The following is a 24,012-nucleotide window of genomic DNA, read 5'->3' as shown; positions in this document are numbered from 1 at the left end:
CAGTATTGGCTGTACGCTGCTGTCGATCCCGCGACGAATCGCCTGCTTCACGCTCGACTCTACCCGACGAGAACTACCGCAGTCAGCTCGATGTTTCTCTCAGAACTTCGAGAGAAACATCAGGTCGATGATTCAATCTTTCTCGTCGACGGTGCGCCATGGCTGCAGGCGGCTTGTCACCGTCATGGACTACGATTCCAGCATGAAACCCACGGGAATCGGAATAGCGTGGAGCGCGTCTTCCGAGAAGTCAAACGCCGAACCAACCAGTTCTCAAACTGTTTCAGCCATGCCAGAGCAGAGACCGTCGAAAACTGGTTGCAAGCGTTCGCTTTCGCATGGAATCAGCTTATCTGAACACTACCCCCGCGACCGGCCGAACGCTTATAAGCAAACCAGCCAACGTCTCACTATGGTAACAGTGCCCCTCCAGCTCGGGTTCGGCGTCGCGGCGATCGGCCTGCTGTTCCTCCTGCTGATCATCGTCGCCGTCTGGCAATCCGTCGAGATCGTCGACGCGTACGAGAAGGAGGCGCTGACGGTCTTCGGCGAGTACCGGAAGCTGCTCCAGCCGGGGATCAGCATCATCCCGCCGTTCGTCTCGCGGACGTACGCGTTCGACATGCGAACGCAGACGCTCGACGTCCCGCGGCAGGAAGCGATCACGCGCGACAACTCGCCGGTCACGGCCGACGCCGTCGTCTACATCAAGGTGATGGACGCGAAGAAGGCGTTCCTCGAGGTCGACGACTACAAGAAGGCCGTCTCGAACCTCGCACAGACGACGCTGCGAGCCGTGCTCGGCGACATGGAGCTCGACGACACGCTGAACAAGCGCCAGGAGATCAACGCGAAGATCCGCCAGGAGCTCGACGAGCCGACCGACGAGTGGGGGATCCGCGTCGAGAGCGTGGAGGTCCGCGAGGTCAACCCCTCGAAGGACGTCCAGCAGGCGATGGAGCAGCAGACGTCCGCGGAGCGGCGCCGGCGGGCGATGATCCTCGAAGCACAGGGCGAACGGCGCTCCGCGGTCGAGGAGGCCGAGGGCGAGAAGCAGTCGAACATCATCCGCGCGCAGGGTGAAAAGCAGAGCCAGATCCTGGAAGCGCAGGGTGACGCCATCTCGACGGTGCTGCGCGCGAAGTCCGCCGAGTCGATGGGCGAGCGCGCCATCATTGAACGCGGGATGGAGACGCTCGAGGAGATCGGCCAGGGCGAGTCGACGACGTTCGTCCTCCCGCAGGAGCTCACCAGCCTCGTCGGGCGCTACGGCAAGCACCTGACTGGGTCCGACGTGGAGTCGCAGGGCGAGGGGCTCGAAGGGCTCGAGTTCGACGAGGAGACGCGCCAGATGCTCGGCCTCGACAACATCGACGAGATCCTCGGCCAGATCGACGAGGCGGCCGAGATGGACGTCGACGAGCTCGAGCAGGAGGCCGAGGCTGTCAAGACCGGTGAGGCGGGGATCAAGTCCGCCGACGAGGTCATCGAGGAGATGGACGAGGAGGAGCTGTCGGAGACGGAGGCCGGGACCGAGACGGAAACGGAGACTGAGTAGGCACTCCGCCGGACCGACCCATCCGCACACCCACCGCCTCGCTCGGGGAAGGTTCAAGCGCGCGCGGTCCCTTTTGCCACTGAATGCGGCTCGACGAGTACATCGACTTCGAGGCGAACGAGCGCGCCGAGAAGCGGCGGCTCGCGCAGGAGAAGGACTACGAGATCCTCGACCACCTCGAGTCCTTCGAGCGTCGCTTCGAGGAGCACGTCACCGACGACGCCCTCGTCGGGAGCGTCTCCCCCTCGATCTTCGTCGGCCGGTCGAACTACCCGAACGTCTCGACGGGGATCCTCTCGCCTGTCGGCCACGAGAACTCGGCCGAGCAGTTCGAGACCTCCGGCGCGTGGTACGACGAGGGCGTTTCGATCGCGGACGTCTTCGAGCGCCGGACGAGCCTGCTCAACTCCAACCGGACGGCCGCGGTCGACAGCGTCCACGACGCCTGGGACGGCTGGCTCGGGACCCAGCGCGAGGTCGCCATCGCCGACCGCTCGGTCGACGTCGAGATCGGCCTCGACGAGACGCCGGACCTCGACTTCGACGTGGGCGCGCAGGACGTGAAGACCCCGACGGGCCCCCGCGCCCGCGCCGAGCGCGCGGAGCTGGGCGAGAACCCGCACGTCCCGCGCCCCGTCAAAAAGACCCTGGAAGACGACGACTGGCAGGCGCAGGGGGCGATGAACTACCTCTATCGGCGCGGCTTCGACGTCTACGAGATCAACACGGTCCTCTCCGCGGGTGCGCTCGGACGGGGGGAGAACCGCCGGCTGGTCCCGACGCGCTGGTCGATCACCGCCGTCGACGACACCGTCGGGCAGTTCCTCCGCGGGACCATCCGCGACGCGCCGTCGATCGACCGGGTCGAGGTCCACCGCAACGAGTACCTCGGCAACGCCTTCTGGGTCGTGCTCGTCCCGGGCCAGTGGGAGTACGAGCTCGTCGAGATGAAGGCGCCGGGCAGCATCTGGAACCCCGACCCCGAGGCGGGCATCTACCTTGCTGCGGCCCACGAAGGCCGCGAGGGGCGCACGGGCTACGTCGAGGAGACGGCCGGCGCGTACTACGCCGCCCGCCTCGGCGTCTTAGAGCACCTCTCGGACCGGAACCGACAGGCGAAGGCCATCGTCCTCCGGCACGTCTCCGACGAGTACTGGGGCCCGGTCGGCGTCTGGCAGGTCCGCGAGGCAGTCAGGGATGCCTTCGACCTGAGCGAGTTCGGCACCGCGGAAACGTTCGAGCAAGCGGTTCGTGGCGTGAGCGACCACCTCCCGGTGTCGCTGGCGCGGCTCCGCCGGAAGTCGACGATGGTGTCCGGGTTACAGGCGAACCTGGCGGACTTCCTCGACGGCGACTGAGGCGGGCTCGACGCGCTACGAGTACACCGCCCGGCGGAGTCGGTTGGCCGCGGCTTCGGCGCTGTCGGCGTCGTCGACCTCCTCTTCGTTGCGCTCGTCGCCGGCGGCCCACCCAACCTGAACGTCGTCGTCGCCGGCGGCCCACCCAACCTGAACGTCGTCGTCGCCGGCGACGGCGATCGTCAGCACCGGCTCCCGCCGGGTCCAGTAAACGCCGACCAGCACCGCGGCCGCCAGCAGCGCCACCACCCCCAGGAAGACGAGCAGGTCGTCGAGGAGCGCGACGATCCGCAACAGGGTTTCGATAGTTGCGAGCAGGCCGCCGATGCCCGCTGCGCTGCCGCCGGCGAGGTCGACGCCGCCCTTCGGGACGAGCGAGTCGAGATCCAGGAGCAGTCCGAGCGCGAGCGCGCCGAGGCCCCCGGCGCCGGCGACGCCGGCTCCCCGGAGCTGGTCCGCGTTCCCCCGCGTCCCGGCCCGGACGCCGGTCACGTTCGGTCGGTCGATTGCCCGGAAGTTCGCGCCGTCGCTACCGGGCGTGAACGCGAGCACTCGGTGCGTTGTGACGACGACGCGGTCGCCCCCGGCGTCGATTCGCTCGCGGATGGACTCACCGTCGAAGAGCAGCTCGCCCGCCCGCGCCTGCCAGTCCATGTCGCGCCCGTTCCGGGCCGGTTCGCTTAGAGGTGTCGCCTGCGGGCGGGAGCGGCGCCGTGTTTAAGTGCGAGCCGGTGGTCGACCGCTACGTGATGCCCCTCCAGATGCCCGGTGGTCCGGAGATGTTCGTCGTCTTTATCGTGTACGTGCTGATGGGGTTCGTGCCGCTGGTGCTCGCGGCGGCGGCGATCTATCTGCTGTATCGAATTCGGCAGGATACGCAGTCGATGGCGACGTCGCTCGAACGGCTCGCCGCGGAGGGGTCGTCGCCCGCGGACGTTGGTGAGAGGGACGCGAACGACGGCGGCTCGACTCGCGAAGTGGAGTAGCGTCCGCTTTCCAGGGTGCCGATCCGGTTTCGGGTTTTAGCGTTTGTGGAGAGGGAGCTCCAGCTGAATCGGTCCGTGCAGGCGGTTCACTCGGCAGGTTGCATGAACTGCGTACCATCACAATTCGGACAATCATCCCAGTTCTTTGGGGTCCTGTCCTCCGATGCTGCGGCTTTCAGTACGAACCCACACGATTCACACTCTATGTAAATAACCACCAACCCCTGTCAGTATATATCCACTATAAGCATAAAATTCCGCTGGGAATTCACGATAGCATTGATTACTGAGTAACCGAGTCAACGTCGTTCTGCACGAGAAGTCTCAGACGAACTGGTGGTTCGCTGTCTGCACATAACGGCTGGTTCAGGCCGTCCCCGCTTAACGAAACCAGACGCCTACGACCGTCAGTCCGACAGCTCGTCGAAGACCTCCTCGACCATCTCGCCGGTGCTCGCGATGATCGCGTCCATCTCCGTCGACTCGTCGGGTTCAACCATGCCGAGGAGGCGCGCGATCCGCATGATGGAGACGTGGTAGACGCGCTGGCGACCGGGCTCGATCTGCTCGATGACCATGTTGCAGGGGAACAGCGCACCGACGTCGCCGCCGGTCGCGTCGAGCGCGCGGTTCGCCATGTTCGGGTTGCACGCGCCGAGCACGTAGTAGGGGTCACGGTCGGCGTCGACCTTCTCGTTTAAGAGCTCGGAGGGGGAGAACTCCGTCGGGAAGCCGAAGCCGGCGTCCGCACACACCTCGCGGACGTGCTCGATTGCCTCCTCGTGGTCCATCTCCAGGACTACCTCCTCCTCGCCGAAGTCGTCGCCGTCGAGCGCTGCGGGATCGAACGGGAGCGTCATGGCTGGTAGTGGGTGGGCAGCGACAAAAAGCCGCGCGGTATTTGCGTCCGCTTCGGTGGCGCCGGATTCGACGGGCCGAAGACGCCTACTCGGTGGCGACGGGGCCGCGACCGACCTCCTCCTGGACGGCCTCGACGAACGTCCCGCGGGTGTCGAACACGTCGACGCCGACGGCGTCGAGCACGTCGTCGAGGGCGCGCGGGCCCTCGGGCGTCCGGATCTCGACGTCGCCCTCGCGGGCGACGATCTCGCTTTTCGGTTTCGGCCACGTCAGCCGCGACGCGACGCGGGCGATCGGCTGGCCGGCAACGTCGGGGCCCTCGCCGAGCTCGACGGCAGGCTCCGCCTCGGGTTCCTCGTCCTCGCTCATGGCTGCGCGTTCCGCGGCGGCGAGGGTAATACTTTCGAAGGCCGTCGCTGGGGGCCGAGCACGCCCGGCGGCGGGGAGCCCCTCCGGTCGAGCGCCGAGCCGCTGCGGTCGAGCGCCGAGCCGCTGCGGTCGAGCGCCGGGCCGCTGCGGTCGACAGCCGCCCCCCGCTCGGCGGATGTCTGACATAGAGTTTTCACGGTGGAGCGATATGGTCCGCTATGACTAGTCTCTCGGAGGTGTACGAAGACGGGGGGCGCACGACGAGCCTCCGGCAGCTGTACCTCGGAGTCGGACTGTTCGTCGCTGGCGTGGCCCTCGTCGTCGCGGGTATCCTGTCGGCCGGAACCGGACTCGTAACGAGCATGGGCTACTCGCTGGGCGATGCCCGTCTCTTCGGCGGGGTGTTCGGCGGAGTCGGCGTCCCGCTGGTGATGCTCGGCGTGATGGCCGTGCTGCCGGCGAGCCGTAACACTCGGGCGGCCGCCATCGTCGGCGCTTCGATCATGGGCCTCGGCGTCGCGATGTTCGCCCACGCGTATCCCTGCCAGTGGATCGGTAACACCTGCGCCGTGGAGCTGACCGACCTGACGCTGCCGACCGCGGGCATCTACTTCCTCGGCGCCGCGACGACGTTCTGGTGTCTCTTCGTCGGCGTCGCGAACTTCAAGACGCGGAACGACCCCGGCGGCACCGTGACGATGGAGGTCACGCACAAGGGCGAGACGAAGGTCGTCGAGGTCGACAAGGGTCGACTCGGCGGACTCGGCGGGATGGGCTTCCTCGGCGGCACGCCGGACGGCGACGTCGAGACGCAGACGAACGCGCCCGGCAAGGGCGCAGGGGGGTCCGGCGGGACCAGTGGGACCGGCCGGCCCAGCACCGCGTCGGACTCCGGCCGGTCACCGAGAACGGGCGCCGGCGTCGGCGGCACGGCGGCGAGCGCGAGCGACGGCGGCGCGAGCGATACCGACATCAGCTCGCCGATGGACGACGCTGGCACGGACACAAGCACCGGCGTGGACACCGTCGACGACACGCGCTCCCGGGAGTGGGTGTCGAACCGCGAGGAGACGTCGACCGAGAGGACCTCCAGCGACGACCGATCCCGCGACTCCTCGACCGGCAACGCGGCATCCCGGGGCGCCATCGGCGACTCGTCGCGCTCGACCGGGTCGACGGACCGGATCGACACGACCAGCACGGGGACGGGAAGCCTCCCGGACCCGGACTACTCGACCGACGCGACGACGTCCGAGACCGGACCACGAGCGTCCGAAGTCGAGGATTACAGCCCCTCGGCCGACTCCTCGTCGTCGTCCCGCCGGAGCAGGGACGGCAGCGACGCCGGCGCGGACGACGACGAGGACGTCGAGTTCATCAACTAGCATCGCGGGCGGCGGAACCCCTTCTCGCGGTTCACAGCGTTTCGAGCCGGTCCTCGACTCGCTCCCAGTGGCTGCCCTTCCAGAAGCACTGCCCGCAGTCGCGACACCGCCAGACGGGTCCCTCGTCGGGCGCGTAGTCCGGGCGCTCCGCGTCGGCTGGAAGCCTCCGGAGCCGGCCGTTACAGCGCCCGCACCGACTCGGTGTTTCGTCCAGTTCGACCTGGAACCCGTCCTCGCGAAGCTCCCGAAGCTGGTCGAGCGGGTCGCGCTCGGTCAGCAGGACGGCGTCGTCCGCCCGGGCAGCGAGCTCCTCGTCGCGCGTGAGCACCGTCCGGTCCTCCGCGGCGGCGATCTCGCGGATCCGCTCGTCGGCCTCGACGTCGCGGTCGAGCGCGTACACTGCGTCGTAGCCGCACATGCGCAGGTACGTCGCCAGGGTGCCGCACATGACGTCCAGCAGCAGCGGCGTCGACTCCGGGGTTCGATCGGCGGGCCCCGCCCCATCAGTTTCGCCGTCCGCCATCTCAATCCGCGAAGAACTCGCGGAGCTCCGTGGGCGAACGCGCGTTGAGCACGTCGGCGCCCTCCGCCCAGCCGCGCCGCGCGGTGTGGACGCCGAAGCGGACGTGGTCGAACTCGCGGGGGCTGTGCGCGTCGGTGTTGATGGCGATCGGGGCACCGGCGTCGATGGCGGCGCGCACGGCGTCGCCGTTGCAGTCGAGCCTGGCCGGGTTAGCGTTCACCTCGAGCGCGACGTCCTCGGCCGCGGCCGCTTCGGCGACGCGCTCGAAGTCGACGTCGAGCCCCGCGCGGCTGTTGATGATCCGGCCGGTCGGATGCCCGAGGACGTCGACTTCGGGGTGCTCGATGGCGGTGACGAGTCGGTCGGTCGCGTCCTCACTCTCCCGCAGCGCGGAGTGAGGCGAGGCGACGACGAAGTCGAGGGCGGCGAGCGCGTCGTCGTCGGTCGAGATGGCGCCGTCCTCTGCGATGTTCGCCTCGACGCCGTGGAAAACGTCGATGTCGACGTTTTCGGCGACCTCGGCGACGGCTTCAGCTTGCTCCTCGAGGTCCGCCTCGCTAAGCCCGGTGTTGCCGAAGATTCCGGGCCCCTCCGCGTGGTCGGTGACCGCGTGGAAGTCGTAACCGCGCTCGGCCGCGGCCTCGACCATCTGCGCGATGGTGTGGCCGCCGTCGGACCAGTCCGTGTGCGTGTGGAGGTCGCCGTTGATCCCCTCCTGCTCGATCAGGTCCGGAAGCGCCCCGTCTGCCGCGGCCGCGACCTCGCCGTTGTTCTCCCGGAGCTCCGGCGGGACCCAGGCCATGTCGAGCGCGTCGTAGACCCCTTCCTCGCTCTCGCCGGCGACCTTGTCGCCGACGCGCTGGCCCGAATCGGGGTCCTCGACGTCCGAGACGTCGAAGACGCCGTACTCGTTCACCTTCAGGTCCCGGTCGATCGCGCGATTGCGAACGGCGATGTTGTGGTCGCGCGAGCCGGTGAAGTACTGGAGCGCGGCGCCGAACTCCTCGGTGACGACGACGCGCAGGTCCACCCGGAGGCCGTCCGCGCGGACGCTCGCCTTGTTCGTCCCGGCCTCGATGACGGCGTCGGCCGCGGGCCAGTCGGTGAAGGCGTCGACGACTGCCTCCTCCTCGTCGCTGGCGGCGAGGACGTCGACGTCGCCGATGGTGTCCTTCCAGCGGCGGATCGAGCCGCAGACCTCGACCTCGGTGACTGCCTCCACGTCCGCGAGGTAGCCCAGCGCGTCGTCCGCGACGGGCCGCGCGTCGCCGACGCGCTCACGCTCCTGCGCCTCCCGGGCGAAGGTGACGTTCTCGAGGATGTTCTCCTGCGTCTTCGGGCCGAACCCCTTCACCTCCGTGATCTCGCCGGCCTCGGCCGCCGCCTCCATCTCGTCGAGCGTCGTGATCCCCAGCTCCTCGTACAGCGTCCCGACCGTCTTCGGGCCGACGCCCTCGATGCGCGTCAACGCCTCGATGTCGACCGGCAGCTCCGAGCGAAGCGCCTCGAGCTCCTCGATCTCGCCCGTCTCGAAGTACTCGACGATCTTCGCGGCGATGGCGTCGCCGACGCGGTCGATCTCCGCGACCGCGTCCTCGCCCTCGCCGGCGAGGTTCTCGATCGGCGCCGGGTGGTCGCGGACGTTCTCCGCGGCCCGGCGGTACGCGGTCGGCTTGTACTCGACGCCCTTCGCGTCGAGGAGGTCCGCGAACTCCTCCAGTAAGTCGGCCACCTCGTCGTTCCGGCTCATTCTGGCTGGTTCCCTATCCGGTGCGTGGTGTCTTATAAGCGGGTGTCGGTGTGGGTGACTGGGCGCGTTTTCGGATAAAAAGGAACGGTAGCGGCGTCCGCAGTAGCGAGCAGCCCGTCCGCGCGGCGGCCCGGGCTCTCCAGGCGCGCTGAGCGGTGTCGCCAGCTGCACTTCCCGGTCCTATTTATAAATAAGAGCCTCGAACCGCCGCGCGTCCCGAGCGAAGCACCGCTCAGTCACGGAACTGATCCGATCGAAGCCTTGAATCTGTCCCTCTCCCTGTACCCGAGCAACGTGGCTGTAACGTTCGATCTCTTCGGGACGCTCGTCGACGTCGAGACCCCGCCGGACCCCGCGGAGGCGGTCGCTCGCGAGCTTGAATCGCGCGGCGTGGCTGTCCCCGACGACTGGCACGCGGCCTACCGTGAGGACCACGTCGGCGCACCCGACGGCGCCGAGACCCCGCTCCCGGCACACGTCGCCCGTGCGCTGGCCTCGCGGGACGTCGATGCGCCCGGGAACACCCCGCGCCACGCCGTCGTCGCCGCGTTCGACCCCGAGGTCATCCGTCGCGACGGCGCGCTGGCGGCGGTTCGGGCGGCCGCGGAGCAGGGCCCGGTCGGGATCCTCTCGAACTGCTCCGTGCCGGAGCTCGTCCCGCGGACGCTGATCCGCGCGGGCCTGCGCGGCGAGTTCGACGCCGTGACGACGAGCATCGGCTGCGGGTGGCGGAAGCCTCACGCCGAGGCGTTCGCGGAGGCGGCGGCGTCCCTCGACTGCACCGCGGCCGACCTCACGCACGTCGGCGACGACCCGCGCACGGACGGGGGTATCGAGGACTGTGGTGGCCGGTTCGTCGACGTCACCGAAACGCCACTTTCGGACCTGGAGCGACTGCTGGAGGCGCAACCGTGAGCGCCGCCGCGGCGATGGCCGTCCTCGCCGCCGCGACGCTGGACCGCGTCGTCGGCGAACCGCCGGCTCGGGTCCACCCGGTCGTCTGGCTCGGCAAGCCGGTCGGCTACGTCGACCGCGCGTTCACCGACTCGCGGCTGGCCGGCGTCGCCGCCGCGGTCCTGCTCCCCGTCGCGTTCGCCGGCGTCGCGGCCGGCGTCGTCCTCGCCGGCGCGCGGGCGGGAACCGCCTCCCCGTTCTCCGCAGGATTCGGGCTCGCCGTCGCCACGGCGCTCGCCGCGCTCGTCCTCTTCGTCTGTGCCAGCCTGCGCATGCTCGTCGACGTCGCCGACGACGTGATCGCACTGTCGACCGACGATCTCGACGCCGCTCGCGAGGCCCTGCTCGCGCTCGCCGGCCGCGAAGCGAGCGACCTCTCCGCCGGGCTCGTTCGGTCCGCAGCGGTCGAGAGCGCCGCGGAGAACCTGGCCGACGGTCACGTCGCCCCGCTCCTGGGCTTCGCCGTCGGTGCCGCTGTGGCTCCGCTCGCAGGGGTTCCCGAACTCGCGCTTCCAGCCGCTGCGGCCGCCGCGGCCTGGGTCAAGGGGGTCAACACGCTCGATTCGATGCTCGGCTACCGGTCGAAGCCGGTCGGCTGGGCGCCCGCGCGGCTCGACGACATCGTCATGTGGATTCCGGCACGGGTTGCCGCGCTGCTGATCGCCGTGGCCGCGCTCGCCCCTGGCGCGCTCCGCCGAGCACGCACCTGGGCCCGGGTTCCGGACTCGCCGAACTCCGGGTGGCCGATGGCGACGCTGGCGACCGTGCTCGACGTCCGACTGGAGAAGCCGGAAACGTACACGCTCAATCCGGAGAGGTCGCTCCCGGATGCGGAGCAGGCGAACCGCGGCGTGGCCGTCGTCGACCGGGCCGGGTGGCTCGCCGTCGTCCTCGCGGGCCTCGCGACGGCCGCGGCCGCCGGGCTCACTTCGGGGGTGTCCGTCGCCGTATGAGCGATCCTGATTCCGAGACTGCCACCGCCCGGAGGCCCAGCCCGAGCCCGATCCCGGCGCTCCGTGGCGCGATCACCTTCCTGACCCGGATCCCGATCCCGGGCGGCACGCGAGCCGACTGGGACGCCTTCCGTCGATCGCCGTGGACACTCCCGGTCGTCGGGGCAATCGTCGGCACCCTCGCCGGCATCGGGTTCTCGCTCCCGGTCCCGTGGCCCACTGCAGTGACGGCATACCTCGCCGTCGTCTATCTGGTCTCCGGCGTCACGCACGCGGACGGGCTCGCCGACCTCGGGGACGCGATCGCGGCACACGACCCGGAGACGCGCCGGGAGGTGCTGAAGGACTCCGAGACCGGGGTCGGCGGCGCGCTGGCACTCGGGCTCACCCTGATCGCGCTCGCGCTCGGGGCGACCGGCGTCGCGACGACACTCGCTGCCGGCTCCCTCGCCGTTCGGATGGTTATCGCCGCCGAGGTCGGCGCGAAGCTCGGGATGGCGTTGCTGGTCTGCTTCGGCGAGCCGGCCCACGAGGGGCTGGGGTCACAGCTGGTCGGCGTCGTCGGCCGGCTCTCGTTCGTGCCCGCGGTGGTCGTCGCCAGCGCCGTGCTGGTCGCCCCGCCGTTCGGCGCCGTGGTCCCGCTCGTCGCGGCGCTGCTCGGCGGTCCGGCCGTCGCCGTCGCGCTCCTCGTTGGCACGCGCTCGTGGCTCGGCGGCGTCAGCGGCGACGTCCTCGGCGCGGCCAACGAGCTCGGGCGCGCCGTCGCGCTCCACGCGGGGGTGATCGCGTGGGCGATCCTCTGAGGACGTCGGCGGCCCCTCTCCCGGCCATCGTCCTTTGCGGCGGGGAGGGGTCGCGCCTCGGCGGCGACGTCGAGAAACCCCTCGTCGAGGTCGCCGGCGAACCGATGATCGACCGGGTCCTCGACGGGCTCCGGACGGCGGACAGGGTGGGCCGGATCCACGCCGTCACGTCCCCGAAGGCACCGGAGACACACGCACACCTTCTGGAGAACCGCGTGGCCGGCGAGGACGAGCTCGTCGTCCACGAGGGGGCCGGTGGGGGGTACGTCGCCGACCTGAACGACGCGCTGGAGCGGACGGGGACGCCGGCACTGACCGTCGCCGCCGACCTCCCGCTGCTCTCGGGGGAGGCGGTCGACCTCGCCGTCGAACGCGCGGCCGGCGAGTCGCTGTCCGTCTGTGTCCCGCGCACGCTGAAGCAGGAGCTGGGCGTGAGCGCGGACACGACGTTCGACCACGACGGGACGACGGTCGCGCCAACGGGGATGAACGTCGTCGGGAGCGAGGCCGACCGCGTCCACGTCGTCGACAGCAAGGCGCTGGCAGTGAACGTCAACCGCCCGGGCGACCTCGCCGTCGCCCGGGCGCTGGCCGGTGACGACGGGGACTGATCAGGTCGATTTCGGCGCCCCGATCCCCCTCCTCCTCTCGTCCCCGCCTCCGGGCTACCGGCAGCAGCCGGGCGGAGCGGAAGGTTTCTACGGACCGGCGCAGTGGGACGAGGCATGGACACCGACGCGCTGGACCGGCTCGATTCCGTGACCCACGGCGGAACGAGCGATCCGGACGTACTGGACTTCAGCGCCAACACGAATCCGCGGTCCCCACCCGGCGTCGTGGCCGCCTACGACGCAGCCCTCTCGAGCTCGCGGCGCTATCCGTCGTCCGACTACCCCGAGTTCCGCAACGCCGCCGCCGAGTACGTCGGCTGCGAAGGTCGACAGGTGCTCCCGACCGCCGGCGGGATGGCCGGGATCCGCCTCGTCGTCTCGACGGCCCTCGACGAGGGCGACGACGTGCTGCTTCCGGCGCCCTCGTTCGGCGAGTACGCGAAGGAGGTCGAGATCCACGGCGGCACGCCGACCTTCGTCGCGCACGACGAGATCCTCGACGCTGACCCCGCCGACTACGCGCTCGTCGTCGTCTGTACGCCGAACAACCCGACCGGCGAGGCGTACGAAACCGGCGACCTGCAGGCGTTCGCCCGTCGCTGCCGGACGGCGGACACGACGCTGCTCGTCGACGAGGCGTTCCTCGATTTCACGGGGCGCTCGAGCCTCGCCGGGGAGCCGGGCGTCGTCGTCGCCCGCTCGCTCACGAAGATGTTCGGATTACCGGGGCTGCGCGCGGGGTTCCTCGTCGCGACGGGCGACCAGCGCGACCGGCTCGACACCGCCCGCGTGCCGTGGGGGCTCTCCACGCCCGCCGCGACGGTCGGCGCGCACTGCCTGCGACAGACCGAGTTCGTCGAGGAGACGCGCGCAATCGTCGCATCGGAGCGCGAGCGGATGGCAGCGCGGCTCGCCACGCGGTTCGACGTGTCCCCCTCGGACGCCCCGTTCCTCCTGCTCGATGTCGGCGACGAGGACGTCGACGCCATCATCGAGTCGGCCCGGGCCGACGGCGTCGCCATCCGCGACGCTCGCACCTTCCGAACGCTGGACAACCACGTCCGCGTCGCGGTGAAGCGGCCGGACGAGAACGACCAGTGTCTCGCCGCGCTCAATGTCTGACCCCGACCCCGAATCCGGACCGCAGCCGGGACCTGCGGCCGAGGCGGCGAGCGACAGCGCGTTCGACGCGACGGTGAGCGACGGCGTCTGTCGCCTGCACCGGCCGGGAACGCGGTTCCTCTCGACCGGGTTCGACGGTGGCGAGGTCGTCGCCGACGCAGCGTACAACGTGACGGTTCCCGAGGGCTGGCCGGAGCAGCCGCTACAGCCCTACGTCGAGCGGCGGCTGACGGCCGCCGGTTTCGGGGACGACTCCGGGGCTGACTTCGGAGGCGACTCCGGGGACGACACCGGGACCGACACGCCGCCGGTGTTGCTGACGGGCGTGGACCAGCGGCACGCCCACCGCGCTCGGCACGGCTCGGTCGAAGCCGTCGCTACCGCCGGGCTGTCGAACCCGGCACAGCTCCCGGTGGCAGGTGCCGGCGCCGGCGCCGCCGACGGTGTGGCCGGCGACGTCCCGACGACCACGCACTGCAACCGGCCCGGTACGGTCAACGTGTTCGTCGGGACGACGCGGTCGCTCGCGCCGGGAGCCCTGCCGAACCTCGTCGCCGTCGCCGCGGAGGCGAAGGCGACGACGCTGCTCGCGACGACGGGGTTCCCGGGAACCACGTCGGACGCGGTCGTCGTCGGCTGCGACCCGGACGGCGAGACAGCGTCGTTCTCGGGCGCGGCGACGTCGGTCGGGGCCTCGGCCCGGGCTTGCGTCCGTGATGCGATCACCGCGGCGCTCGACTCTCGGTACGTCGACGAGTTGGACGCGGCGCTACCGACCTCCGTCGCCGAGGCCGAACACGGCGTCGTCACCGACGAGACGGCGACGGTCGAGCCGATCGCGGGCGACGACTCGGGGTGATCGCGGGCGACGGCTCCGAGTGAACGCGAGCGTCGAGTCCGAATGATCGACTTGGACACCGTTGAGTCGGGACTACCGGGGGAGTCGGGGCGCCTCGAATCGACGGAGCGAACCGATTCAGGGGGAAACCCCGACACGGCTCGATCGCCCCGCTTTGCCTTATAAACGTTCGCGCCAGCGGGCGTCGATCCGGCCGTCCGCGAGCAGCTTCTCGAGGTGGGCAACCGTCGTCGCCCGGGCGAGGTCCCTGACGCCGGTGAGGTCCTTGTCGTACGCGGCGTCGACGACGCCGTCGACGTCGGTCGCGCCGTCCTCGACCGCCCCGAAGACCTTCTCCTCGCGGTCGAGTCGGTGGTCGATCAGGCGGTCGATGGTCGACGCGGGATCGTCGATGGTCGACCCGTGGCCCGGATGGAGCCGGAGGGGCTCGCGCTCGCGGACCCGGCGGAGGCTCTCGAGGTACTCGGTCAGGTCGCCCCCGTCGCCGCCGACCACGACGCTCCCGTCGGCGACGGCGAGGTCGCCGACGAGGAACTGTTCCCGCGCGCTTTCCTCGGTGAACGCGAAGGCGGCGTGGTCGCGCGCGTGACCCGGGGTCGTTACGACCGTCGCGGGGCCGACCCGGTCGCCGTCGGCGAAGGTCCGGTCAGGTTGGACGCCGGTCGCCGCTCGGAACTCGTCGACGTAGTCGGCGTGCGCCCAGACGGTGGCGTCGCTCGACCGATTCCTCGCGTAGTGGTCGACCGCGCCGACGTGGTCCGGATGCGTGTGGGTGACGGCGACGTGGTCGACGCCGTGGGACTCGAGGGCGGTGTCGAGGTGGTCGTCGGTCCCTGCGGGGTCGACGAGCAGCGTCTCGCTGGTCGGGGTGCCGGAGGCGCCACCCAGCAGGTAGCCGTTGGTCGTACCGGTCGGCGCGCGGGTGTCGACGGGGATGGAGAAACGGCGCATAGCTGCAAACGAGCCGGGGGGAACTTAGTCGCCGCGTGTCCGGAGCGTCGCCTCGCCGACGCCCGGGATGCGGACGCCGGTCGCATCGTCGACGACGCAGTACTTCGAGAGGTCGACGACGCCGTCGTCGACGTCGGCGACCGAGTCGTACGGGCGCCCGACGGTGATGTCGCCGGCCTTGCTCCGGCTGATCCCGGGGATGGCCGTCAGCTCGCTCATCGAGGCGCTGTTGACGTCGAGGGGGTAGGGGACGCCGGTGACGGACCGGTAGCCGTGGTCGACGATGGCGACGTCGAGGGTCGTTCCGAGCTCGCGCTCGCCGGGGATGCCCACGAGCAGGGGATAGGTGCCGAGCTGGCGCCCGAACGTCTTGCCGTCCTGGTGGTACTCCAGGTGGACGTCCGGGAGGACGGTGCCCGGCGGCACGACGCGGTCGAGCATGGGGTTGTCGATGGTCTCGCGGACCTCCCGCTTGTACGCCTGGAACTGCTCTTTGTGCTCGCGGGCGACGTCGGCGCCGGTGTCGGACATCTCCGTGCCGGCGAACGCCATCACCTGCCGGATGTTGATCCGGCGGAGCATCAGCCCCTCGTCGTAGACGGTCTGGAGGAACTCCTTGTTGTGCTCGTACGTCTCCGGGCGCTCGCCCTCGAGCCCGTGGACGAGGTTGATCCCGGGCAGGAGCTTGGGGAGTCGCGGGGAGGCGTCGGGACCGGTCGACGGGCCGGTGACGCGGTCCGGGTCGCTCATCGAAACCGTGCCGGAATCTCCGCCGCGGTCGGGGTCGTCGCCGGGGCGCCAGCCACCCTCCTCGTTGACGATGCGGACAGCCTCGAGACACTCCTCGGCCGTGACGAGGAGGTTGTTCTGCTCCTGGACGACCGGGTCGGCGGACTCGAGGCCGAAGGCGGCCGTGTCGCCCGGCGTGTTGTGCTCGGCGATGACTCGGATGGCCTCCCGCGACTGCTCGGGGTAGTCCGTGATCGTCACGGGGTTCATGTTGTCGAGGTGGAGCGTCTCCAGGTCGGGGGCGACCTCGCGGATGCCGCCGTAGAGGTCCCGGAGCGCGTCGGGGTTCGGCGCCTCGCCGTCGCCGCCGAACGCGAGGATGTCGGCCTGCCGGCCGAGTCGGAAGTGGCGCGCGCCGCGGTCGTACAGCTCGCCGACCTCGCCGACGACGGAGCCCGCGTCGCGGAACGCCGGGTCGCCGTACAGCGGTTCCGTGCAGAAGGAGCAGCGGTAGGCACAGCCGCGGGAGGTCTCCATCTCGCAGATGAGGTAGTCGGGGTGGTTCGGATGCTGCTCGACGACGAACGCGCCGTCGCGGGCCCAGTGGTCGACCTCGCGGTTGTCGCGCATGCGGTCGTTGAACCCCTCGAGTCCGGCGTCGACGAGGTCGAAGGCGGCCGCTTCGACGTCGCCCTTCGCGACGAAGTCGTAGTCGAGGTCGTCTCGCTCCATCTCCTGGGCACCGGCGTTCTCGTCGCCGACGCCGAAGCGGACGGGCCCGCCGAGCAGCGTCGTGCCGTTGGCGGTCCACGCGAGCTCGCGCACCTCGTCGGGCTCGGCGGGGGTGCCGCCGACGTACTTCCCTGGGACCGTCATGCCGCCGACGTAGATGAACAGCTCGGCGTCGGCGACGTCGCCCCACTTCTGGCGGTCCTCGCGGAGTTCGTCGATGGTGTGATACGTAATCGCCGATTCGGGAACGCCGGCGTCGACGAGCGCGCCGGCCGTGTACCGCGGATAGGTGGAGATGTACGGCGGCACGCCGAAGTGAGCCGGCTCGTCGACGTACCCGTCGACGATGGTGACGTCGAGGTCGGCCGGGTCGGTCATGATACGCCCCTCTACTCCCCCGATACGGTAAAGCAGTGTGGATGGCGGGCCAGCGCCGCGACGGCGCTCGTTGCGACGGTAGCCGGCCGCTCAGACGTAGATCTCGCCGAACGACTCCGGCGCGTGGTCGAAGTCGGTCCCGGCCGCGGTGTGTGTCCAGGTCGCGTAACACGCCCCAAGCGCGTCGAGCGCGTCGTCGTACGCGCTGGCCTTGATCCGGAGGGCGCGAGCGTCGTCGCTGGCGGGGTCGTCATCTTCGGCTCTCTCTCCGTCGCCGGCGAGCGCGACGCCGGCGGCTTCGAGCGCGTGCAGGTTCTCCAGTCGGGCCTGCAGGTGGGCATTCCGTCGCCCCTTGTACCCGTCAGGGTTCGCGCCGAGTCCGCGGAACACCTCCGATGGATACGTCTCGAAGACGACTGTCGATCGGTCTGCCACCGGTTGCATCGGCACGACGGCGACGTGGCTGGTGTTGGCCTCGTCGCTCACAGACTCGATCTCTTCTCCGGTCACGAGCGGGCGGAGGACGTCCCGGATCCCGTAGAACGTGAGTTCCTTCATTCGCCAGTCAACCGGTGAGAGCCCGACCGCGTCGACGTCGCGGGCGGCGGCCGCCGTCGCGTCCTCGTAGGCTGCGTCCATCGCGTCGTAGAACCGTTTCGCTGGCCGGGCCGCCTTCTCGCCGCCGTCAGCGGAGACGTCGACGTCGAGGGACTCGGGGAACCGCGCGACGAACTCGGTCCACTCGGTCGCGTCCGTGACCTCGCTGGCGACGCCGAAGGGGAAATCGAGGCCGAACGCGGCCCCCTCCTCGCGGGCGATGAACGTTCGAAGGTGTTCGAGGGTCTCCTCGCGCGCCGTGGGGTCGCCCGCGAAGAAGTCGACCGCGGGTTCGAGGGTGTCGACGACGAGTCGGTCGCCCCCGCCTGTCGGCGCGCCCGCAGCGATCCAGACGTTCCGGCCGGCGTCGCGGGCGGCCGCGCTGAAGTCGACCCCATAGACCCTGTCGGGCGGTTCGCTCATACCTTCGGTACGGGGTCGACGGGCAAAAGGATGGACCGGTCGCGGATCGGTCGCGGATCGGTCGCCGGCGGCCGCCTCGTTCATCGCCCGAAGGCCAATGTTGATTAGTTTCCCTCCCCAATCACTTGCTATGCCTGCGACGAAGGAAGTCAAGTGCGAGAGCGAGGACTGTGAGCTGGACATGTTCGAGAATCACTACACCTACGACATCGCCGACGACCACACCGTCGCGGACCTCAACTGTCCCCTCTGTGGCGGCGATTCGCTCCGCGAAATCGAGGTGTAGGCCGGTGCGACTGCTCGACACGGGCCGGGAGGCGGTGCGGAACGTCCTCGAGACCGTCGGTCGCGGCTGGAGCAAGCTCCAGGAGCGCCGCCCGCTGTCGTACGACCTGCTCGAGAGCGACGACGCCTACCTCGTCGTCTTCGACGCGCCCGGCGTCCGCGGCGACGACGTGCAGGTCCAGTTCATGGAGAACACCGTCGAGGTCCGCCTCGACCGCTTCCGGGACGTCCGCGAAGGGCTCGACCTGGTGTTCCCGGGTCGCGGCCTGACGCTGTCGGGCTCCGCCGACCTCCCGGCCGACGCCAGCGTGGAGCCGTCCGGCGCGAACGCGACGCTGACGCGCTCGGGGACGTTACAGGTCGAAATCCCGAAGGACGAGCGCGCTGAAACCGTCGAGGTCGCGGAGGAGGGGGAAGACGCTGACGCCGACGACGCCGACGAAGGCAACGACGCCGTCGGCGGCGGCGACGCCTGAGCCGGACCGCCCCCGGCTTCGCAGTCGCTATCTGTTTTCGACGTCCATCCCTTCGACGATCTCGAACTCCTCGTCGCCGTCGAAGCGCGTGGGGTCGAACGCGTCGATAGTCGCCGCAGCGAGTTGCTCCGCGTCGCCCGTCGCCCGCGCGATTGCCTGCTCGGCCAGGCGCTCGGCGTGGCCGGGCGCGCGCATGAACCCGTGGCCCTGCCAGCCGGTTGCGACGACGACGCCCGGTGCGACCTCGCCCAGCAGCGGGTCGCCGTCCGGCGTGGCCGTACAGAGCCCGGCCCAGGCGCGTTCGGGGTCGACCTCGTAGTCCGCGCGCTGTCTGACCGCCTCGCGCACGTTCTCGACGAACCAGTCGTCGCCCTCGCGGTCGTACGTCTCCGGGTCGGCGGGCACCGGCTCGGTGCCGTCGCCGGCGAGCAGGCCGGTGGGATGCGGGCGGAGGTACACTCCCGCGCTCGCGTCGTACGTCATCGGTCCCTCGAACGCGCCACGGCTCGTCAGCGCCTGCACGCGATACGGGACCGTCGCCAGCGACACGCCGGCGTCGGCCAGCAGGCTCGGCGTGTGTGCGCCGGTCGCGACGACGACGGCGTCGAACTCGCGGCGCGTCGCGTCCCCGTCGGGGTCGACGACGAGTGCCGGTGGGTCGGTCGCGAGCACGTCCGGAGCGTCGGGAGTGGGCACGGTCGCTCCCGGTTCCCGATCCTCGGAGTCTCCCGGTCCAGCCAGCGCGACCGGCGTCCCTTCGCGGACGGTCACGCCCGCCGCTCGGGCGCGCTTGGCCATCGCGGCAGTGTACTCCGCCGGGTCCACGTAGCCGGCGCCCGTCGCCACCGCGGCCGTCGCGAGGTCGTCGGTTTCGAGGGGGAACCGCTTACCGAGCTCCACGGGGTCGACCTGGGTCACGTCCTCGCCGTGCGCGCGCATGCGCTCGACCATCTCCGGAATGGCGTCCGCGCCGTCGTCGCCCTCCTGAACCGCGATCACGTAGGGACACTGCGTGAACTCGAAGCCTGCTTCGTCGGCCAGCCGTCGGAATCGTTCCATCGAGCGCCCCGCGATCTCGGCGTCGACCGCGTCCGCGTAGGCGTCGTAAAGGACGCCCGCGGCGCGCCCGGAGCTGCCGCTGGCGACGGCGTCGCGTTCGAACAGCGTCACGTTCGCTCCGCGCTCGGCAAGGTCGCCCGCTGTCGTCACCCCGACGGCACCGCCCCCGACGACCGCGACGTCGATGTCCATAGCCGGGGCTTCGCCGGACGGCACTTAGCCTGTTCGGGAACCAGTGAGAGTGGGAGTGGCGGCTCAGTCGCCATTAAAAAGGCGGGTCGCTCGGATTACGTGCCGAACTCGTCGAGCCCGCGGGCGGGGTAGCCGACGACCGCGTCGGCCCCGGCGGCTTTCAGGTCGGCGACGCGGTCGGCCACCGTGTCGGGCGTCCCGACGAGCGCGTAGTCACGGACGGCCTTCGAGAGCACGTCGCGGGCGCGGCCCTCGGCGTCGGCGTCGGTGGCGGCGTCGTCCGGGAGCGCGCTGGCGGCGGGGCGACGCCGGGCGGTGTACGGCCCAACGGCGTCAAGGGCGGCGTCCTCGTCGTCGGTGAGGACGGTCGGCGCGTAGACGACGACCTCGCCGTCGAAGCCGGCCGCGCGGAGCGCCTGCAGGTCGCGGTCGGTCGACCGCGAGAGCAGGTCGTACTGGGTCCCCCCGGCGGCCATCGCGACGCGCTCGACGCCCTCCGTGCCGACCCACGCGTCCGGTGCCTGCTCGCGGGCGGCGCCGAGTCGCGGGGCGACGGCGCGCTCGGCCTCTTCCTCGGAGAGATAGGCGCTGTGGCCCGCGACGAGCACGCGGTTCACGGCCGGCGGGAGCTGGTCGAGCAGCGAGTCGTCGCCGAGCGGGTCGAACCCGTCGGCGCGGACGGGCGTCGTGACGTAGACGTCTTTCTCGGCGGCGAGCGCACTGAGCGTCTCCGTGTCCGGGAGGTGCTCACGGCCCTCGTAGTCGATGGCGAGCGTGTCGACCGGGAGCGAGGCGGCTCGCGAGACGTCACACTCGGTGGGCTTCAGCGCTACGGCGTCGAGTCCGGTACTCTGGACTGGGTGCTCTTCGGTTAACATCGGTGATCACCGCCGAGACAGGCGTCGCTTGGGGAGAATTCGTTACCGTTGCGGAACGCGATCCATTGCCTGTGCGGCCATGTGCTTCCCCGTAGCGGCGAGAGCCTGTTAAGCGCATCGGGGCGCGGCAATATTGGCGGTTCGTGGCACGTGGGCACCTGTCGTCCGGAAGGCCATCGTGCGTCTCGGTGGACGATTCGTCGCCAGCGACGCCGCCCGTTGGGGTCCGAAAGCCCCGGTCGCTGAGCCGGTCGTACTTATAAATAAAATTGCGTGTCGACGCGAGCGACATCACTCAGTATGAGGGGAAGGTCCCAGCCGCTGACCGGTCGAGTTTATAAATGAAGCCGGGCCTCGTCGGAGGCGACACCACTCAGCATGCTCGGAAAGCCCCAGCCGCTGAGCGCTCGCGCTGCTCGCTGCGCGCCTCGCCAGCTCACTCGCTTCGCTCGTTCGCTGGCTCGGTGCCTGAGGCGAAGCCTCAGACTAGCGAGAGCTTCGCTCTCGCGTCGCTTACGTCGCAGGGCGTCGCGCTCAGCGGCTGCCCCTTTCAGTCCCGCCCCGGAGTTGTCGCCGGGCGTCGCTCGCGGCGGTTGGGTGGCCGCCGACGTGCGCCGGCTGCCCGGCGTGCGGTGCGGAGCGGTCGGCGCGCGCGAGCAACGCGTGCGAGGGAGGCCGGTGGCGCGCCGCGCTGTGCTGTGCCGGCGCGCCCCGGCCGAGGCTGGGGAGGGCCGAGGCTTGCGGTTGCTGTGCGGTGCTGTCGCGGTGGCGGTTGCTGTGTGGTGCTGTCCTGGCGGACTGAAAGGGCGACGGCCGGTCTCGTGAACGAAGTGAACGAGAGCTTGGAAGTCGCAGCCCGGCAGCGCAGCGTAGCGAGCAGCCCGGACCGTCTTCCAGTGGTCGCGGCGTAGCGGAGTCGCTGAGACAGGCACTATCCGCGCCGGGCGGTGCGGAGAGGCGCGGATATCCTGCTCAGCGACCGCGAGCGGCCGAGGGCTTTCTGGGCGTTTGCGTTGCTGTCAAGCGCAGCAGCGTCTGCACCTGTGCATCCAGTTTATAAACAAGAGCGGCCGAGGGCTTTCAAGGAGTCTGCCGTGCCGTCAAGAGTAAGACCGTGTCGTCCATTCAAATCGACTTATGAAGAGCGGCCGAGGGCTTTCTCGCCGTCGTTGGCAAGTGTGCCAGCGTCGACAACGACGACTCCATTAAAAAGACCAGTCGGCACCTTTCGTCACGCCCCACCCCAGAAAAGGTGCTGTCACAGTAAGTACTCGCTACCTGAGCCCTGCGAAACGAAATGCCCGGAATCGCGCCGTTATCGCAGGCCGGAATCGTCCTCTTTCGGCCGAACCACGTCGGCGAGCGCGACGAGCGCGCCGAGGAGCCAGCCCGTCGGCACCGCGATGGCGAACCACATCAGCGGGTAGCCGATCCCCTCGAGTCCGTAGGCCGCTCCGAACGTCTCCAGGTTGAACGAGGCGCGGAGCCACTCGTTCAGCCCGCCGACGAACAGGAAGGTGTCGAGGATCCAGATCGAGAGATCGTAGCTCGGCGGGATGATGATCGCCTCCAGCGTCGGCGTGACCAGCGCGGCCACGACCGGGGGGAGAAACAGCGCCGTCATCGCGAACGGGTACGCGAGGGCGACGCTGGTGCCACGCCCGCCGACCCTCGAGAAGACGACCGCGAGCGCGGCCGACACGGTCGCGACGATGCTCGCGGCGCCGACGGCCTTGACGGCGCTGAAGGAGAGCTGGAGGTGGGTGATCAGCGTCAGGATCCCCCAGCCGAGGGCCGCGACGGCGACGGCGCCCGCGACGCCGAGTCTGGTCGCCGCCGAGTCGAGCCGTGCGGCGTAAAACCGGGTTGCGAACCCGAACAGCAGCAGCGGGTAGCCGATCAACAGGAGCGGGAGGCCCAGTCCAGCCCAGAGGTAGTACGCGATCTTCTGTGGGAGGGTCTCCGGCTGCCACTTGCCCAGGACCGCGCTGGCGTCGAGCTGACGGGGGAACGCCAGCTCCATCCAGGTGTCGTGGAGCCGGGCGACGTCGATGCGTATCGCGCCGAGGAGCCCGGGAGTCCGTCGTTCCATCGAACCTTACTCTCACGCGCTGGGAATTGAACTTTGCGCCTCATTCGTCGGCGCGGCGGCGATCTACCGTGCGCGCGTCCGACGCTGAACGGACCGGCGGGAATACTGCGCGATCGGCGGGACGGCGTGCTTATAAAAGGGGGGGGGCGGGAGTGGAGCCGACCGGGGATCTCAGTTCCAGGGGCCGAAGTCGGGGTCGACCATCCGCTCGCGCTCGTCGATGTCGTCGATCTTCGCCATGTCGCCCTCGTCGAGGCGCACGGCAAGCGAGCCCCAGTTGTCGCGGATGTGCGCGTGGGCTTCGGCCTTCGGGATCGCGGTGATGCCCTGCTGGCGGAGCCACGCGAGCGCGACCTGCGCCTCGCTGGCCTCGTGCTTGCCGGCGATGTTCGAGATGACGGGGTGGTCGATGATCTCGCCGCGAGCCAGCGGCGAGTAGGCGACCGGGTAGACGTCGTGCTCCTCGCAGGCCTCGCGGATCTCCTCCTGGGGGAGCATTGGGTGACACTCGAACTGGTTCGCGAAGATGTTCGCCTCGGTCAGCTCGCAGGCCTCGGCGAGCTGGTCGGGCTCGAAGTTGGAGACGCCGATGCGCTCCGCCACGCCCTCGGCGTGGAGCTCGTCGAAGGCGGCGAGCGTACTCTCGGCCTCGTACTCGCCGGCCGGCCAGTGGACGTACAGCAGGTCGACGTAGTCGACGCCGAGCTTCTCGAGGCTCTCGTGGGCCGTGTTGAGCACGTCCTCGTGCTCGAGGTTCTCGATCCAGACCTTCGTGGCCAGGAAGACGTCCTCGCGGTCGACGTGGGACTTCTCGATGGCGGCGCCGACGTCCTCCTCGTTGCCGTACGCCTGCGCCGTGTCGATGTGGCGGTAGCCGAGGTCCAGCGCCGTCAGGACGGCCTCTTCACAGCTCTCGGGATCCTCGAGCTTCCACGTCCCGAGCCCCAACATCGGCATCCCGCCGAGCCGCGGCGTATCACCAGCAGTCGGCACTCCGTCAACCGTCGTCACTTCGACCTCTTCGGGCATACTCGAATGGACGCCCGGCGGGGGGAAAGAGATTGTGGCATCGGGGCGTTCTTCCGACGGCCGGGAATCGCCGCCGGGGGACGTTCGCTCTCGGCGTCG

At 70.0% G+C, this 24,012-nt stretch carries 24 protein-coding genes and 1 pseudogene; 13 read left to right on the top strand and 12 right to left on the bottom strand.

Annotated elements, in window-relative coordinates:
• The 3 genes and pseudogenes from ACQE3M_RS09065 to nreA form a co-directional block, all read left to right on the top strand.
• A pseudogene (locus ACQE3M_RS09065) lies at positions 1-357 on the top strand (IS6 family transposase); the annotation flags it as partial.
• A 55-nt stretch (positions 358-412) separates the two neighbouring features.
• Entirely contained in the window at positions 413-1,558 is a 1,146-nt protein-coding gene (locus tag ACQE3M_RS09060) for an SPFH domain-containing protein (protein WP_430505273.1), read from the top strand.
• A gap of 83 nt (positions 1,559-1,641) precedes the next feature.
• Positions 1,642-2,916 carry a DNA repair protein NreA gene (nreA, locus tag ACQE3M_RS09055; protein WP_430505272.1) on the top strand — a complete coding sequence of 425 codons (1,275 nt, stop codon included), beginning with the start codon at positions 1,642-1,644 and terminating at the stop codon, positions 2,914-2,916.
• A gap of 15 nt (positions 2,917-2,931) precedes the next feature.
• On the opposite strand, the gene ACQE3M_RS09050 is transcribed toward nreA, so the two are convergent.
• Positions 2,932-3,570 (bottom strand): hypothetical protein, encoded by a 639-nt coding sequence (locus ACQE3M_RS09050; RefSeq protein ID WP_430505271.1) that lies wholly within the window; start codon positions 3,568-3,570, stop codon positions 2,932-2,934.
• Between the two features lie 77 nt (positions 3,571-3,647).
• Between ACQE3M_RS09050 and ACQE3M_RS09045 the strand changes: the two genes are divergently transcribed.
• Positions 3,648-3,902, top strand: a complete 255-nt coding sequence (locus ACQE3M_RS09045; RefSeq protein WP_430505270.1) for a DUF8066 domain-containing protein — start codon at positions 3,648-3,650, stop codon at positions 3,900-3,902.
• Between the two features lie 407 nt (positions 3,903-4,309).
• Here ACQE3M_RS09045 and ACQE3M_RS09040 read toward each other — a convergent pair whose 3' ends face one another.
• Positions 4,310-4,762, bottom strand: a complete 453-nt coding sequence (locus tag ACQE3M_RS09040; RefSeq protein ID WP_430505269.1) for a DUF302 domain-containing protein — start codon at positions 4,760-4,762, stop codon at positions 4,310-4,312.
• 85 nt (positions 4,763-4,847) lie between these two features.
• Positions 4,848-5,132, bottom strand: coding sequence for a DUF5789 family protein (locus ACQE3M_RS09035; protein WP_430505268.1), 285 nt, complete (start codon positions 5,130-5,132; stop codon positions 4,848-4,850).
• A 218-nt stretch (positions 5,133-5,350) separates the two neighbouring features.
• Between ACQE3M_RS09035 and ACQE3M_RS09030 the strand changes: the two genes are divergently transcribed.
• The gene (locus tag ACQE3M_RS09030) at positions 5,351-6,517 is read left to right on the top strand and encodes a cell division protein CdpA domain-containing protein (protein WP_430505267.1); all 1,167 of its coding nucleotides are present in this window, start codon (positions 5,351-5,353) and stop codon (positions 6,515-6,517) included.
• 31 nt (positions 6,518-6,548) lie between these two features.
• Here the strand turns inward: ACQE3M_RS09030 and ACQE3M_RS09025 are convergent, their stop codons facing one another.
• Both ACQE3M_RS09025 and polX read right to left on the bottom strand, forming a co-directional pair.
• Complete coding sequence (locus tag ACQE3M_RS09025; protein ID WP_430505266.1) at positions 6,549-7,040, bottom strand: Mut7-C RNAse domain-containing protein; 492 nt, start codon at positions 7,038-7,040, stop codon at positions 6,549-6,551.
• Between the two features lies 1 nt (position 7,041).
• Positions 7,042-8,790, bottom strand: a complete 1,749-nt coding sequence (gene polX, locus ACQE3M_RS09020) for a DNA polymerase/3'-5' exonuclease PolX (RefSeq protein WP_430505265.1) — start codon at positions 8,788-8,790, stop codon at positions 7,042-7,044.
• 294 nt (positions 8,791-9,084) lie between these two features.
• Between polX and ACQE3M_RS09015 the strand changes: the two genes are divergently transcribed.
• The 6 genes from ACQE3M_RS09015 (at position 9,085) to ACQE3M_RS08990 (ending at position 14,092) form a co-directional block, all read left to right on the top strand.
• A complete protein-coding gene (locus ACQE3M_RS09015; protein ID WP_430505264.1) occupies positions 9,085-9,705 on the top strand; it encodes an HAD family hydrolase in 621 nt (206 codons plus the stop codon).
• Entirely contained in the window at positions 9,702-10,697 is a 996-nt protein-coding gene (gene cbiB, locus ACQE3M_RS09010) for an adenosylcobinamide-phosphate synthase CbiB (protein ID WP_430505263.1), read from the top strand. The genes ACQE3M_RS09015 and cbiB overlap by 4 nt, the downstream gene beginning before the upstream one ends.
• Positions 10,694-11,500 carry an adenosylcobinamide-GDP ribazoletransferase gene (gene cobS, locus ACQE3M_RS09005; RefSeq protein WP_430505262.1) on the top strand — a complete coding sequence of 269 codons (807 nt, stop codon included), beginning with the start codon at positions 10,694-10,696 and terminating at the stop codon, positions 11,498-11,500. Before cbiB ends, cobS begins: the two co-directional genes overlap by 4 nt.
• Positions 11,485-12,111 (top strand): NTP transferase domain-containing protein, encoded by a 627-nt coding sequence (locus ACQE3M_RS09000; protein ID WP_430505261.1) that lies wholly within the window; start codon positions 11,485-11,487, stop codon positions 12,109-12,111. Before cobS ends, ACQE3M_RS09000 begins: the two co-directional genes overlap by 16 nt.
• A 114-nt stretch (positions 12,112-12,225) precedes the next feature.
• Positions 12,226-13,233, top strand: coding sequence for a threonine-phosphate decarboxylase CobD (cobD, locus tag ACQE3M_RS08995; RefSeq protein WP_430505260.1), 1,008 nt, complete (start codon positions 12,226-12,228; stop codon positions 13,231-13,233).
• The gene (locus tag ACQE3M_RS08990; RefSeq protein WP_430505259.1) at positions 13,226-14,092 is read left to right on the top strand and encodes an adenosylcobinamide amidohydrolase; all 867 of its coding nucleotides are present in this window, start codon (positions 13,226-13,228) and stop codon (positions 14,090-14,092) included. The genes cobD and ACQE3M_RS08990 overlap by 8 nt, the downstream gene beginning before the upstream one ends.
• Before the next feature lie 159 nt (positions 14,093-14,251).
• On the opposite strand, the gene ACQE3M_RS08985 is transcribed toward ACQE3M_RS08990, so the two are convergent.
• From ACQE3M_RS08985 to ACQE3M_RS08975, 3 genes are all read right to left on the bottom strand, one after another.
• The gene (locus ACQE3M_RS08985) at positions 14,252-15,043 is read right to left on the bottom strand and encodes an MBL fold metallo-hydrolase (RefSeq protein WP_430505258.1); all 792 of its coding nucleotides are present in this window, start codon (positions 15,041-15,043) and stop codon (positions 14,252-14,254) included.
• 24 nt (positions 15,044-15,067) lie between these two features.
• The gene (locus tag ACQE3M_RS08980; RefSeq protein ID WP_430505257.1) at positions 15,068-16,882 is read right to left on the bottom strand and encodes a radical SAM protein; all 1,815 of its coding nucleotides are present in this window, start codon (positions 16,880-16,882) and stop codon (positions 15,068-15,070) included.
• Positions 16,883-16,972: 90 nt separating this feature from the next.
• Entirely contained in the window at positions 16,973-17,902 is a 930-nt protein-coding gene (locus ACQE3M_RS08975) for a DUF429 domain-containing protein (protein ID WP_430505256.1), read from the bottom strand.
• A gap of 130 nt (positions 17,903-18,032) precedes the next feature.
• On the opposite strand from ACQE3M_RS08975, the gene ACQE3M_RS08970 reads away from it, so the two are divergent.
• On the top strand, positions 18,033-18,188 hold the full coding sequence (locus ACQE3M_RS08970; RefSeq protein ID WP_430505255.1) for a DUF7559 family protein: 156 nt from the start codon (positions 18,033-18,035) through the stop codon (positions 18,186-18,188).
• A gap of 4 nt (positions 18,189-18,192) precedes the next feature.
• Positions 18,193-18,663, top strand: coding sequence for an Hsp20/alpha crystallin family protein (locus tag ACQE3M_RS08965; RefSeq protein ID WP_430505254.1), 471 nt, complete (start codon positions 18,193-18,195; stop codon positions 18,661-18,663).
• Positions 18,664-18,690: 27 nt separating this feature from the next.
• On the opposite strand, the gene ACQE3M_RS08960 is transcribed toward ACQE3M_RS08965, so the two are convergent.
• The 4 genes from ACQE3M_RS08960 to ACQE3M_RS08945 all read right to left on the bottom strand — a co-directional run bounded on the left by ACQE3M_RS08960 (position 18,691) and on the right by ACQE3M_RS08945 (position 23,841).
• Entirely contained in the window at positions 18,691-19,914 is a 1,224-nt protein-coding gene (locus ACQE3M_RS08960) for an NAD(P)/FAD-dependent oxidoreductase (protein WP_430505253.1), read from the bottom strand.
• Between the two features lie 95 nt (positions 19,915-20,009).
• Complete coding sequence (locus tag ACQE3M_RS08955) at positions 20,010-20,792, bottom strand: DUF7388 family protein (protein ID WP_430505252.1); 783 nt, start codon at positions 20,790-20,792, stop codon at positions 20,010-20,012.
• Positions 20,793-22,107: 1,315 nt separating this feature from the next.
• Entirely contained in the window at positions 22,108-22,884 is a 777-nt protein-coding gene (locus ACQE3M_RS08950) for a hypothetical protein (RefSeq protein ID WP_430505251.1), read from the bottom strand.
• A gap of 171 nt (positions 22,885-23,055) precedes the next feature.
• Complete coding sequence (locus ACQE3M_RS08945; protein WP_430505280.1) at positions 23,056-23,841, bottom strand: aldo/keto reductase; 786 nt, start codon at positions 23,839-23,841, stop codon at positions 23,056-23,058.
• Positions 23,842-24,012 lie beyond the last annotated feature (171 nt).

This window comes from Halosubterraneus shenae (assembly GCF_050510935.1).
Lineage (GTDB): Archaea > Halobacteriota > Halobacteria > Halobacteriales > Haloferacaceae > JBDGPU01.
Note: the sequence above shows the minus strand (reverse complement) of the source record. Positions and strands in the feature narration are given on the sequence as shown.